A 12,083-nucleotide genomic window follows, 5' to 3' on the forward strand; every position below is an offset into this window, starting at 1 on the left:
GTTCACTCAGTCGTGTGGTGGCGATAGCCTAAAGGATACACCTGTTCCCATGCCGAACACAGTAGTTAAGCTTTAGCACGCCAAAAGTAGTTGGGGGATCGCCTCCTGCGAGGATAGGACGTTGCCACGCCAACTAACAGGCGCTTTCGAAGTAATTCGAAGGCGTCTTTTTTTAAACAAAAAAAGAGGATCTGTACATACAAATCCTCATTGATGGTATTTATTTATCGATTTTGTCTTTTACTTTATCGATAGCTTCTTTCGAAGCCTTCTTTGTGTCATCAACAACATCTTTAGCGCCGTCTTTTACTTTGTTAAAAGCTTCGGAAGCACTTTGTTTTAATTTGTCAAAATCAGCCATGGTTATCACTCCTTTATTAGTTTGGTATCATTTTAAGCATTAATGGCGCTAATTGCAATCTAAAATCGCATTCAGTGCTGAATATGTTAAAATATGAATGCCGCTTTAGCTCAATAGGTAGAGCACTTCCATGGTAAGGAAAAGACTCCGGGTTCGAATCCCGGATGCGGCTTATAATTAGGTGAAAGGAGTACATGACCATGCTAAAGGAATTCAAAGCCTTCATTTCTAAGGGGAACGTGATTGACATGGCCGTCGGGGTTATCATCGGCTCGGCTTTTACGGGAATCGTCAGTTCGTTAGTCAAAAATATTTTAAATCCGCTAATTGGTTTGTTCATTGGAAACATCGATTTGTCCTCCCTCTCGTTTAAAATTGGGGGCGCGACCTTTCGCTACGGAGTATTCTTAAACGCGGTCATTAACTTCTTTATTATTGCCTTTGTGGTTTTCATGATTGTGAAAATTTTAGGGAAAATGCGCTTACGGCAAGAGCAAAAGAAGTCCACGCCAAAGAGCGAACAGTATTTGGCAGAGATTGTGACCCTATTGAAACAGGAACAAGGTCAATCTAGTTCGACCGATACAGCAACGAAAAATTCTAAATAAGCAAGAAGTGACCGGATTCAGCTTGAATGAGTCCGGTCACTTTTTTATTGTTGTTTTTAGTTAATTTTAGCTTTATAATCCTTACAAGTTATTTTGCAGAACAACCAGCACCACACTGAATCCACTGGTCTGTAAATTACTTCGAGAGGAATTTTTGATGACATACATTGAAACCAAGCACCTTACCTACGAATACCGCTTGTTTGAAAAGCAGTTAGGCTTTAAAAATAACCTGAAAGATTTCTTTAACCGTCACTATCGATCAAAACGGGTTCTGACTGACGTTACTTTTTCGATTAAACAGGGAGAAAAAGTGGGATTACTAGGGCCGAACGGGGCCGGTAAATCGACATTAATTAAGTTACTCACCGGTATTTTGCAAGCGGATACGAACCAGTTATGGGTTGCAGGAACGCGACCGACCCCCAATGATAACGACTTTTTACAGCGAATCGGCGTCATGATGTGACAAAAGAGTCAACTAAACTGGGATTTACCGGCGTTAGATACCTTTAAACTGTTAAAAACGATTTATCGGGTCGATTCTACGAGCTATCAAACGCGATTGAAAAAGTACGTGCAAATGTTTCACCTGCAGGCCGTTTTGCAGGTTCCAGTGCGTAAATTATCGTTAGGAGAACGCACCAAATTAGAGTTAATTGCGACGTTGCTGCACGGCCCGGAACTACTGATTTTAGATGAACCAACATTAGGGATGGATATTCTCAGTCAGCGGGAATTTTATGCCTTTTTAAATCAACTTAATCAGGAAAACCATGTTACTATTTTGTTAATTAGTCATCAACTTAACGACATTGAAGCCGTGGCTAACCGAATTTTGGTATTGCTAGACGGCCAAATTCAGTTTGATGGGTCCATGGAAAACTTAATGCGCACGGTGCAAGCGCCACAACCCGCACTCATTTTGAAAAACGTTCCAGAGCATGCGATTGTAGCGACACATCAAACCGGGGTAACGTCAGCACCTGATCACACCGTGGTTCATGCAGAAACGGATGCCAGTACCATTACCTTTAAGACTAAGTCATTAGTACAGTTGCAGGTGGAACAACCGTCATTAGAGGACGCGGTGTACGCCATGTTCAAAAGACAGGGGGATGATAACCAATGAAGTACGTCAGTAACATCAGCTTGGGGTTTCAGACGACGCTTGTCTATCGCTCCAATTTCCTCATCGCGCTGCTAGCTCGGTTATTGCAGGTGGGATTGTCGTTGCTGATGTGGCGGTCCCTGTACGCAGCTACGGAAAAAACGACGATTCACGGTTATTCGCAACTCCACATGATGCAGTACTTAATCCTGACGGGGTTATTAGCGATATTGTTAACCTTTGAACCCCTGTTTCGCTTAGCGCGATTGATTAAAACCGGGAAAATTAGTACGTTATTGCTACGCCCCATCAACTTAAATTTAGAGAGCTTGAGTAATTTTGTTGGGGTGAAACTATTGCTGATTGGTTTGTTATTGGTTCTTATCATGAGTTTGACTGCGGGCAATAAAGGCAGCATGCTAATCCTCTGTCTGTACGCACTGGTTAGCATCGGGCTGTGGCATCAAATCATGTTTTTGTTGGGCACCTTAGCCTTTTGGCTAGTCCACATGTGGCCCTTGCGTCCGCTGCTTAGTGCACTATATTTGTTTTCCGGCGGGATTTTATTTCCACTCGATGTCTTGCCACACTGGGCCTATCAGGGATTGCGCTGTTCGCCACTAGCCCTCGTTTCCAGTGATTTAGTGCAGTCCATTTTGCAAGGCCCCCGGCAGCCACAGTTAATTGTCGGCTATCTAGGAATGACGCTAGTCTGGCTAGGGTTCTTATTAGGTCTGAGTCGGTGGTTATTTCGCAGCGGACTGCACCGATTTGAAGGAGCCGGCGTATGAGTCTACGGTTATATTGGGTCTTAGTTCAGCAAAGCTTTAAAATTTTTTTAACCTACCGGCTGACGTCCAGTTTAGTGGTGTTATTTGGGTTTCTGTTCACTACCATTGAAGTTGCCGCTGGCCTAGTGTACTATTCCTTTGCAAACCGAATTGGGGGTCTAACCTTTCTGCAATATGAAATTTTAATCATGAGTTTGACATCGATTACGACAACCTATCAATTTTTGTTTATTGGTGCCCATGAATCCTTAGCAACTGATTTAGTGGCAGGGAATTTGGATTACTTATTCTTTCGACCAGTCGCAAGCTACTGGTACTATGCGCTACGCCAGTTAGACTTTTCCAGTGGCGTAAACCTCTTAGTCTATCTACCGGTGACGTTAGGACTCCTAGCTTCCTTCCATTTGTCCCCGACTGCGTGGGGGTTGGTTTTTGCCATTTACGTTGTCGGGGTCTGGTTTGTATTTGCATTGAACCAAATTGTGGTGGAATTGGCTTTTTGGTATGATCAGCTGACCGCTTTAAATGGCGTGCCGGAGGATCTAATTGCAGCCGCTGGTCGTCCGTTGCGGATTTATCCCCGCTGGTTACAACTGATCTTGCTCACGGTGATCCCGGTTCTAGCTCTTTCCAACGGGATTGTGACTACGACCGTGAAGCAGAGGACTGCTAGCGAGATGTTAATGGCGCTAGCAATTGTGACGGCGGTGCTCCTTTTGATTTCTGGTCGTTTGTGGCACCGCGGAACAGCTCACTACGTTTCTGCAAATTAGTTAGTAAAGAAGCACTTCATTATGAAGTGCTTCTTTTTGTTAGTAATGATTGTTCAAAAGCTGAGTCTGGAATCAAATTCGTGATGGGCCCCACGCTCAATAACGCTAAGTGGTGCATGGCTCTTGTCATCATGGTGTATAAAATTCCAAGGTCATGGGAGGTTGGAAAGTTATGGTTAGAAACGTCCCAGGCGATGACAGAGTCAAATTCTAATCCCTTGGCCAGGTAAACGGGCACAATTACCACCGCTTGATTGAGCGTTCGGGCCTTGTCAGTGACTAGCAAACAGTCAAACTGATGCCGCAGAGCTTGGTAGACGTGCTCGGCCTCTGCCTGGGTTTTGGTAATGATGGCGACCGTTTCATGCTGGCTTAACTCACTGGTAATGATATGCTGAGCCGTCGCTAACAGGCGTTGTTCATCGCCAGCCTCCGTGTAGGTTGGCAGGGCACCCGCTCGGTTAAAGGCCTCGATGTGGTCCCCCGCCGGAAGGATGCAACTAGCCAGGGTCGTAATTGGATAGGTAGACCGATAGGACCGGTTTAAGTTGATCAACCGGGGATGACGCACGGGAAGGGCTGCTTGGAGTCGTTTTAACAAGGCATCCGCCGTTTCAACGTCCTTAAACAGCGCTTGCTCGCTATCCCCAATCAAGTTGAACTTGGCCCGTGGGAAAGTAAGCTTTAGATACATCAGTTCTGCAACGGAGTAGTCCTGGACCTCATCAACAAAGAGGTATTTAATCCGGTGGTTGTGATTTTCCCCGGTAAATTGATCCCGTAAAAAGAGCAGGGGAGCCGCATCCACCAGTTGCAGGCGGTGATACTCTAAGTTGGTTTGAAAGGTCTGAACGGTCTGGTTCCAGTCAGTGGCAGTAACTTCCGGTGGGAGGTCGACCTGTCGCAAAAAGTCCAGGTACTGAGCGGTGGCATCCCAAAATTGATCGTTATAAATGGCATCATACACCACTCGGAGACGGTCCTTGACCAGTTTTTGCGCAACATAGGTTTGTTCTGCTTCAAAGTCGGCAAATTGACTGGGATCCGTGTCACCGAGATAAGCCTGGTACTGCGCTTCAGATAGTTCGTCCAGTGCATCTAACACCCACTCTGCGCCCAGTTCATCCTTAATGCGGGCTTTGAGCCGTTTGATGAGGGTATTCTTGGTCCGCAAAAATTTATCAGCTAGCGGAAGTCGGGGATTCAGGTGACCATAGATGGTTCGAATTTCACTTGGTTCAAAGAAAAGCTCCCCTTGAAAGTACAACGGGGCTACCTGCAGTTGGTCGGTCGAAAGCTGCTTGAGGTAGCTACTAATTGCGTCCATAAACGGTTGACTGGCTTTAAAGGCAGCCACAGGGGAAACGTGGCGGTCGTGTTCATAACGTTCAAACCGCGTCTGGACTTGCAAACCTTCTAGTCGTTGGGCAAAGAAAATCTGTAAGGTAACTTGGCGCATGTTACGTTCCCCAAGGCTCGGGAGAACTTCCTTAATGTAGTTTGAAAATAACAGGTTGGGAGAAAAGAGCAGGATTTGGTTGGCGTTGAGGTCATCGCGACTGTGGTACAGCAAAAAGGCGATGCGCTGGAGCAGGGCCGAGGTTTTTCCCGAGCCGGCAACCCCTTGAACGACCAACAAATCACTACGGACGTCTCTGATGATGTCATTTTGTTCGCGCTGAATCGTGGCCACGATGTTTTGCAGTTGCTCGGAACTTTTGCCTCCCAGCGTTTCCTGCAACATTTCATCACCCACGGTTTCGTTGGTATCAAACATGTGCAAAATCTGACCATCTTTAATTTTAAACTGGCGCTTGTGGGTTAACGTGGTGGTGCGCTCCCCATTTGGGGTTTGGTAGGACACCGTCCCCAGGGTTCCGTTATAGTACACACTGGAAATCGGTGCCCGCCAGTCGTGAATCAAAAACTCACCCTGGTCGTCCATGAAAGAAGCCGTGCCGATGTAGAGTGGTTCAGAACTGGGTTCACCCGGATCCTGAACGTCGATGCGTCCGAAGTAGGGCGAATGGGCCAGCTGTTGGTAGGTGGCCAGTTGCTTTTTGACAATGGCTTCGTTTTCGACCGTTCGGTTCACGAGGTTTCGTTGCTGTTGCAAGTCGGCCTTCGTTTCAATCCGGTCATCGGCTTCCAGGTAGTTAACGGACGTGTTGATGCCGTAGTTTTTCTGGACCCGTTCGGATTCCGCCCGGGCCTTTTCCACCTCTGCTTGGCTCTGTTTAATTTTGTGGTGAAGGAGGTCCGTCACGTGGGTAACCCGTCGGCGTTCGGCCTGTTCTTCTTGTGGATTCATGGTTGATGCTCCTTCGTTTAACAATCGCTCATCATTCTAAGGGGAAAACCCGATGGTGTCAATTTCTGTGCCTTTGACATGGGGGCCAAAAAAACCTAAAATAACAATGAAGTTGAGTAGTGGCGTCACTAAAACAGAGAGGTTAGACTCGCTGAAACTAACCAGACAAAACGAACTGGAAACTCTAATTTTTGATAATCTGAGTGGCATTAAGTTGCAATATAGGTGGTACCACGTTGAGGCGTCCTATTGATTTTGAATCAATAGGCGCTTTTTTAGAAAGGAAGCTTAACATGACCAAACCAATTATTTTAACGGGTGATCGCCCGACGGGAAAGCTCCATATCGGCCATTACGTTGGGTCGTTAGAGAACCGGGTTAAACTACAGAACACGGGGGCGTATGATCCCTACATTATGATTGCTGACATGCAGGCGTTGACTGATAACGCCAGAGATCCCGAAAAGATTCGCCAGAGCCTCTTTCAGGTTGCTTTAGACTACCTAGCCGTGGGCTTAGACCCGAAAAAGTCAACAATCTTTGTGCAGTCCCAAATTCCCGCTTTAAACGAACTGACCATGATTTACATGAACCTCGTAAGCGTGGCGCGCTTGGAACGGAATCCAACGGTAAAACATGAAATTCAGCAAAAGAGTTTCAAGGAGAGCGTTCCCGTGGGCTTTTTAACGTATCCGGTGAGTCAAGCGGCAGACATTACGGCCTTTAAGGCAACGGTGGTGCCGGTTGGTGACGATCAGGAACCGATGCTGGAACAAACTCGAGAAATTGTGCGGAGCTTTAACCGGGCCTACCACACGGATGTCTTAGTAGAGCCCGAGGGGTATTTCCCTCCCAAAGGAGCGGGGCGGATTCCAGGCTTAGACGGGAACGCGAAGATGAGTAAGTCGCTAAATAATGCCATTTACCTGTCGGACAACGCCGATGAGATTCAAAAAAAGGTGATGTCTATGTACACGGATCCCAACCACATTCACGTTGAGGATCCGGGCCAGGTTGCGGGGAATCCGGTCTTTACCTACTTAGATATCTTTGCTCCTGATCAACAACACGTCGCTGAATTAAAGGAACAATATGCCCACGGTGGTTTGGGAGATGTTAAAATTAAGCAATACTTAAATGAAGTCCTCCAAGCGGTTTTAGAGCCAATTCGGACCCGGCGGGAACAGTACGCTCAGGATCCAGCTCAGGTCGCAAAGATCTTACAAACGGGGAGTCAGACAGCTAACCAAGTGGCAGAACAAACCCTGGATGAGGTTCGCAATGCCATGGGGATTAACTATTTTGCCTAACAGGTCCAGGTGACAAAGGAGCGTCCCATGGAAAACTTTGTAATTATTGATATTGGGTCCAATTCGGTTCGCATGGCCATTTACGCCATTGACGAGGCAGGTCATTACCAAGAAATCAAACGAATGAAAAGTGCTGCCCGTCTATCAGAGGGAATGGGGCCACACAATATTCTCCAATTTTCGGCAATGAAACGGACGATTGCGGCCCTGCGTCGGTTTCAAAGTGAATACGAAAAACTACCGAACGTGGTGGTCCGCGCCATTGCCACCGCGGCCGTGCGTCAGGCACAAAACCAAACCGATTTTTTGCAGAGCATTAAAGCGGAGCTCGGAATCGACGTCCGGGTTTTGACCGGGCAACAAGAGGCTTATTTTGATTACCAAGGTGTCGTTAACCGGATTAAGGCCCGTGACTTTGTGTTGATGGACATCGGTGGCGCTAGTGTGGAAATTGTCCACGTGCGTAACCGCCAAGCAATCAACTACGTGAGCATCCCGACCGGCGCCGTTAAACTTACGGAACAATTTCACCTGCAAAATCAGGTGCAAGCGGCAGACTTATTTGCGGCCCAACAGCACATTATTGAACAGTTCAGTAAGATTGGGTGGCTAGGGCATCCAGCGCACTACCCGATTGTCCTAATTGGCGGGGCAGCGCGGACCCTGGCGCGAATTAACCGGCGCCGCCAGCACTTTCGGCAGGTCGATGAAATTCAAAACTACCAACTAACGCGGAAACAGGTGGATCAAACCATGCGCGAACTCCTGAGCAAACCCCTGAAAAAGCGCCAACTGATTAACGGCCTTGAGAGTGACCGGGCGGATGTGATCATTGGGGGGTTACTCAACCTAACGGCCGTGATGGATTTCATTGATTCCAAACGGGTCATTTTTTCGGATGGTGGAGTCCGGGAAGGAGTAATTAACGAATACTTAGAACAACGAACCAAAGCTTAAAGGAGAGGAGGAACGCGCAATGGAGAAACTGCACGGGTTTCACCGCAAATCATATGCTGACCGGTTGGCAACCTTAACGGAGGTTGTCCCGCTATCACCAGCGGACCTTGACGTGATCAATCGCCACTATAATGCAGTTAGTGGGGATTTAATTGAAAACTACCTGACTGATTATGGGTTACCAGAGGGGATTGCCACGAACCTAGTGGTAAACGGCCGGGAGTATTTAGTACCAATGGTCGTTGAGGAACCTTCCGTGATTGCCGCAGCTAGTAACGGCGCCGCCATGCTAAAACGCGGGGGCGGAATTACCGCGCACGCGGAGAGCCGGGTGCTGACCGGGGAAGTAATTATTAAGGCTGATAACGTGTTAGCCATTCAGGACTGGTTTACCAACCAGAAAGCTGCCATCATGGAAACGGCCTTACGGGCGCATCCCAGTATCACCAAGTATGGGGGCGTTCAAGATGTTGAATTTAACATCATTGACGAAGCGCACGTGTCGTTAGAACTCTTCGTGGACGTGGGCGATGCCATGGGGGCCAACACGTTGAACTCGATGTTAGAAGCAGTGGCCGAACAAATTGAAGCGGAACTGGGCCAACCGGTGCTGATGAGCATTTTGTCAAACTTTGGGGACCATAATGTGGTCATTGCGACCGGAATGGTCCCGTTTGCGGCCTTACAACGGGGCGAATTATCAGGAGAAACCGTGGCCACTCGCATTGCGGAAGCCGCAGACGTGGCTAACATCTACCCGAAACGAGCTGCCACCCATAACAAGGGCATCATGAACGGCATTGATGCCGTCGTGGTGGCGACTGGCAACGACTGGCGGGCCGTGGAAAGTGCGGCACACTCGTTTGCAGCTCGCAAGGGTACCTACAAGGGCTTGAGCAAGTGGCGCGTGACGGATGGCGGCCTAGAGGGTCGGATTCGGCTTCCCATTCCCACGGGAATTGTGGGCGGGGCGACCCACGTGCTCGAGATGAGTAAGGTTAACTACCAGATTCTAGGAATTCAGTCCGCCTTAGAGATGATGAACGTGCTTGCCGGAGTTGGATTAGCACAAAACCTAGCCGCCCTAAAGGCCTTAGTGACCGATGGGATTCAACAGGGTCACATGCGCTTGCAGTTGAAGTCACTGGCTTTGACCGCTGGAGCAACGCCCGCTCAGGTGAATCAGGTGGTTAGCGCCCTGCAACGGTTACCCAAGCACGAACAAGATTTAGCGCACGCCCACCAGTTGGTGGCCAACATGAAGGAGGATGACACCGATGGCAAATGACGTCGCATTAAAGCCGGCGGTTCAGGACCTGTTAAACACGGTTGCCCGGTTTTTTGACGGGGACGTTCAGGTGCAAATCATTGGGGATTTAAAGGCGGGGTACCTACGGCACGATCAGGTGCAAACCATGCAAGATGGTCAGCATCTGTTTGTGCAGTTAAGTGACGTGACCGACCCGGACTTTTTGGCCAGCCACGAATTAGTGCACATTCTGATGACCCTGCGCGGTTTTCCCCAGGTTTACTTTCCCCTGACGACTGGTGACGACCAGCTCGACGAACAACTCCGTTACGTGGGGACCGATCTCTTTGATACGGTGAGTCACTTCGTGGTGTACCCAGAACAACGTAAGCACGGCTTAATTGACGAAACGGTCGAAGCAGAAGTCGTGAAGGGGGTTCGGCAGACCATTGCCCCCGAACAGGGTCAGGCGGATCCGGAGATGATCACCCGGTTAGTGACGGTGCTAGACGCCCGGGTCTTTTTGGGAGAGCACTTTGATCATTATCGCTACCTGTTTGAGCATGATTTTCCGCTGGCAACGCAGGCCGCTGACCAGCTTTACCAGCTGCTGACGGCCAAACCAACGAACAGTCCGTTTGCGCTACGGCGAAACGTGGTGAAGCTGTTTCGGGCCTTTGATCGCCAATTGGAAGACTGGAAATTACCGGCTTTGCACCTCAACGACTTTGCAATGCTGACCTCGGTCTTTTCGAAGCGCCAATTAGGATTACAGGTCAAACAGGTCTTTAAACTTTACTATTCAGAACTGCGCAACCGAGAAACCGGCCAGCGCGCTTACGTTGGGTTTACCATTAGTGATGACCAAAACTCGTTGGTACTGGATGGACCGGTCGGCGAAAAAGTGAGTGCCGATTACATGCAAGCACTTTACCAAAAAACGGTTCAGGAACTATTTAACGAACTCCACATTCCATACTTGGAACGGTAGGCGAGGAGGAAGGAAACGTGCCAAACTTTGCAGCATTACAAGCTCAGGTTGACCAGGCCCAGCGGATGGTCTTTTTAACTGGTGCAGGGGTGTCAACCCCCTCTGGGATTCCGGACTATCGGTCGAAAACGGGTTTGTACACCACCGGGCAAACCAAGCGTCCCACGGAGTACTATCTTAGTCATGACTGTCTGGTTAATGAACCAGCGGTATTTTACCAGTTTGTAATGAAGAATCTGTACTATCCAGCGGCGCAACCAAACGTCATTCAGACCAAGCAAGCCGCCTTCACGCGGGCAGACCGGGCGGCAATTGTAACCCAAAACATCGATAATTTGTACGAACAAGCAGGTGCGCGGCACCTGCACGAATTTCACGGGAACCTCTACCGGATTTACTGTCAAAAATGTGGGGCCGGGGTTGATTATTCCACCTACGCCCACAGCATGTACCACGAACCCGACGGGGGGATTTTACGCCCCGATGTCGTTTTGTACGGCGAAGGCATTGACCCGGCGGTGGCGCAGGCGAGCGTCAACGCGGTCCACACTGCTGACCTAATTTTGATTGTCGGAACTTCGATGCGCGTGTATCCCTTTGCCGGGTTGTTAGATTATCGCCAGCCCCACGTTCCCGTTGTGGTTATTAACCAGGAACGCTTGGAGCTTTCGGGCGTTACAGCACAGTATCAACTGGATGCTACGGAAGTCTTTGACCGCTTACAGGTGGGTGCTCGTCATGATTAAAGTCGGCTTAACGACCTGGACCGATCACCCGGATTTGAGTAATGGTAAAAAACAAGCGACCTTACCCGACTACGTGGCCAATTTTCCGATTGTAGAGGTCGATAGTACCTTTTACAGTATCCCAAAGGTGGAGTGGGTGGAAAAATGGGTGCGAGAGACGCCAGCGAACTTTCAATTTGTGGTGAAAGCAAACTACATGATGACGAAAACGCCCATGCCCCAGTTGGGACCGGTTACGGCGGAGGCTCGGAAGGCCCGTTTTAATGAACTGCGCGTGGCGGTGCAACCACTGCTTGCGGCCCATAAATTGGCAACGATTCTCTTTCAATTTCCGCCGTCCTTTCGGTGTAATCCAGAGAGTTTACAATATTTGCATGCAGTGCGCCAGCACATGGGTAAGCTGCCCCTCGCAGTGGAATTTCGCAACCGCTCGTGGCTGGACGGGGCAGAACTGAGTCGCGACACCGCCGCCTTTTTACAGAGCTTGCAGATGAGTGAAGTGGTGGTGGATGAACCCCACGCGACGGCCAACGGGATTCCCTTTCAACCGGTGGTTACTAATCCGAAGCTGGCGTTTTTGCGCTTGCACGGACAAAATGCCATGGAATGGGCGAAAGGAACCCGGGAACGCTACCGGTATCACTATTCAGACACTGAACTAGCACACTTTGCCGCGACGGCGACGACGTTAGCGGAGCAGGCGCAGACCGTCGTAGTAATTTTTAATAACAATACGGGTCACGCCGCCGCGCCCAATGCCCTAAGCTTACAGCGCATGCTCCACCAGCCGGGGACGGAATTACCGGCGCAACAACTAGATTTATTTTAACGAGGATATGTATAATAAGTGTAAACGACACGATAAAGGAGAAGTT

General features: G+C 49.0%; 11 protein-coding genes, 1 tRNA gene, 1 rRNA gene and 1 pseudogene. 12 read left to right on the forward strand and 2 right to left on the reverse strand.

Annotated features, from left to right (window positions below; translation table 11 throughout):
* Nucleotides 1-13 precede the first annotated feature (13 nt).
* A 5S ribosomal RNA gene (gene rrf / locus M8332_RS01225) occupies nucleotides 14-130 on the forward strand.
* Nucleotides 131-220: 90 nt separating this feature from the next.
* Here rrf and M8332_RS01230 read toward each other — a convergent pair.
* Entirely contained in the window at nucleotides 221-361 is a 141-nt protein-coding gene (locus tag M8332_RS01230) for a hypothetical protein (RefSeq protein WP_252780367.1), read from the reverse strand.
* A gap of 99 nt (nucleotides 362-460) precedes the next feature.
* Between M8332_RS01230 and M8332_RS01235 the strand changes: the two genes are divergently transcribed.
* From M8332_RS01235 to M8332_RS01255, 5 genes and pseudogenes are all read left to right on the forward strand, one after another.
* A tRNA-Thr gene (locus tag M8332_RS01235) sits at nucleotides 461-533 on the forward strand.
* Between the two features lie 28 nt (nucleotides 534-561).
* Nucleotides 562-969 carry a large-conductance mechanosensitive channel protein MscL gene (mscL, locus tag M8332_RS01240; protein ID WP_252780368.1) on the forward strand — a complete coding sequence of 136 codons (408 nt, stop codon included), beginning with the start codon at nucleotides 562-564 and terminating at the stop codon, nucleotides 967-969.
* 157 nt (nucleotides 970-1,126) lie between these two features.
* Nucleotides 1,127-2,101: pseudogene (locus M8332_RS01245) on the forward strand (ABC transporter ATP-binding protein).
* A complete protein-coding gene (locus M8332_RS01250; RefSeq protein ID WP_252780370.1) occupies nucleotides 2,098-2,871 on the forward strand; it encodes an ABC-2 family transporter protein in 774 nt (257 codons plus the stop codon). The pseudogene M8332_RS01245 and the gene M8332_RS01250 overlap by 4 nt, the downstream one beginning before the upstream one ends.
* Complete coding sequence (locus M8332_RS01255; protein ID WP_252780372.1) at nucleotides 2,868-3,644, forward strand: ABC-2 family transporter protein; 777 nt, start codon at nucleotides 2,868-2,870, stop codon at nucleotides 3,642-3,644. Before M8332_RS01250 ends, M8332_RS01255 begins: the two co-directional genes overlap by 4 nt.
* A gap of 19 nt (nucleotides 3,645-3,663) precedes the next feature.
* Here the strand turns inward: M8332_RS01255 and helD are convergent, their stop codons facing one another.
* Complete coding sequence (gene helD, locus M8332_RS01260) at nucleotides 3,664-5,955, reverse strand: RNA polymerase recycling motor HelD (RefSeq protein WP_252780373.1); 2,292 nt, start codon at nucleotides 5,953-5,955, stop codon at nucleotides 3,664-3,666.
* 293 nt (nucleotides 5,956-6,248) lie between these two features.
* Here helD and trpS point away from each other — a divergent pair, with 293 nt between their 5' ends.
* Genes trpS through M8332_RS01290 form a run of 6 tightly spaced genes read left to right on the forward strand, consistent with a single transcriptional unit; the run spans nucleotide 6,249 to nucleotide 12,037 of the window.
* A complete protein-coding gene (gene trpS / locus M8332_RS01265; RefSeq protein ID WP_252780375.1) occupies nucleotides 6,249-7,265 on the forward strand; it encodes a tryptophan--tRNA ligase in 1,017 nt (338 codons plus the stop codon).
* A 27-nt stretch (nucleotides 7,266-7,292) separates the two neighbouring features.
* Complete coding sequence (locus M8332_RS01270) at nucleotides 7,293-8,222, forward strand: Ppx/GppA family phosphatase (protein WP_252780376.1); 930 nt, start codon at nucleotides 7,293-7,295, stop codon at nucleotides 8,220-8,222.
* A gap of 19 nt (nucleotides 8,223-8,241) precedes the next feature.
* Nucleotides 8,242-9,510, forward strand: a complete 1,269-nt coding sequence (locus M8332_RS01275) for a hydroxymethylglutaryl-CoA reductase, degradative (protein WP_252780378.1) — start codon at nucleotides 8,242-8,244, stop codon at nucleotides 9,508-9,510.
* Nucleotides 9,500-10,462 (forward strand): IpaB/EvcA family protein, encoded by a 963-nt coding sequence (locus M8332_RS01280; RefSeq protein ID WP_252780379.1) that lies wholly within the window; start codon nucleotides 9,500-9,502, stop codon nucleotides 10,460-10,462. The genes M8332_RS01275 and M8332_RS01280 overlap by 11 nt, the downstream gene beginning before the upstream one ends.
* 17 nt (nucleotides 10,463-10,479) lie before the next feature.
* The gene (locus M8332_RS01285) at nucleotides 10,480-11,208 is read left to right on the forward strand and encodes an NAD-dependent protein deacylase (RefSeq protein ID WP_289847023.1); all 729 of its coding nucleotides are present in this window, start codon (nucleotides 10,480-10,482) and stop codon (nucleotides 11,206-11,208) included.
* A complete protein-coding gene (locus M8332_RS01290) occupies nucleotides 11,201-12,037 on the forward strand; it encodes a DUF72 domain-containing protein (protein ID WP_252780381.1) in 837 nt (278 codons plus the stop codon). Before M8332_RS01285 ends, M8332_RS01290 begins: the two co-directional genes overlap by 8 nt.
* Nucleotides 12,038-12,083 lie beyond the last annotated feature (46 nt).

This window comes from Fructilactobacillus ixorae (assembly GCF_024029915.1).
GTDB lineage: Bacteria > Bacillota > Bacilli > Lactobacillales > Lactobacillaceae > Fructilactobacillus > Fructilactobacillus ixorae.

Excerpts from the sequence above, each read along its gene's own strand:
- M8332_RS01290 (WP_252780381.1), top strand. The coding sequence starts at position 11,201 with ATGATTAAAGTCGGCTTAACGACCTGGACCGATCACCCGGATTTGAGT.
- mscL (WP_252780368.1), top strand. The coding sequence starts at position 562 with ATGCTAAAGGAATTCAAAGCCTTCATTTCTAAGGGGAACGTGATTGAC.
- M8332_RS01255 (WP_252780372.1), top strand. The coding sequence starts at position 2,868 with ATGAGTCTACGGTTATATTGGGTCTTAGTTCAGCAAAGCTTTAAAATT.
- M8332_RS01275 (WP_252780378.1), top strand. The coding sequence starts at position 8,242 with ATGGAGAAACTGCACGGGTTTCACCGCAAATCATATGCTGACCGGTTG.
- M8332_RS01250 (WP_252780370.1), top strand. The coding sequence starts at position 2,098 with ATGAAGTACGTCAGTAACATCAGCTTGGGGTTTCAGACGACGCTTGTC.
- M8332_RS01280 (WP_252780379.1), top strand. The coding sequence starts at position 9,500 with ATGGCAAATGACGTCGCATTAAAGCCGGCGGTTCAGGACCTGTTAAAC.
- M8332_RS01270 (WP_252780376.1), top strand. The coding sequence starts at position 7,293 with ATGGAAAACTTTGTAATTATTGATATTGGGTCCAATTCGGTTCGCATG.
- M8332_RS01230 (WP_252780367.1), bottom strand. The coding sequence starts at position 361 with ATGGCTGATTTTGACAAATTAAAACAAAGTGCTTCCGAAGCTTTTAAC.
- helD (WP_252780373.1), bottom strand. The coding sequence starts at position 5,955 with ATGAATCCACAAGAAGAACAGGCCGAACGCCGACGGGTTACCCACGTG.
- trpS (WP_252780375.1), top strand. The coding sequence starts at position 6,249 with ATGACCAAACCAATTATTTTAACGGGTGATCGCCCGACGGGAAAGCTC.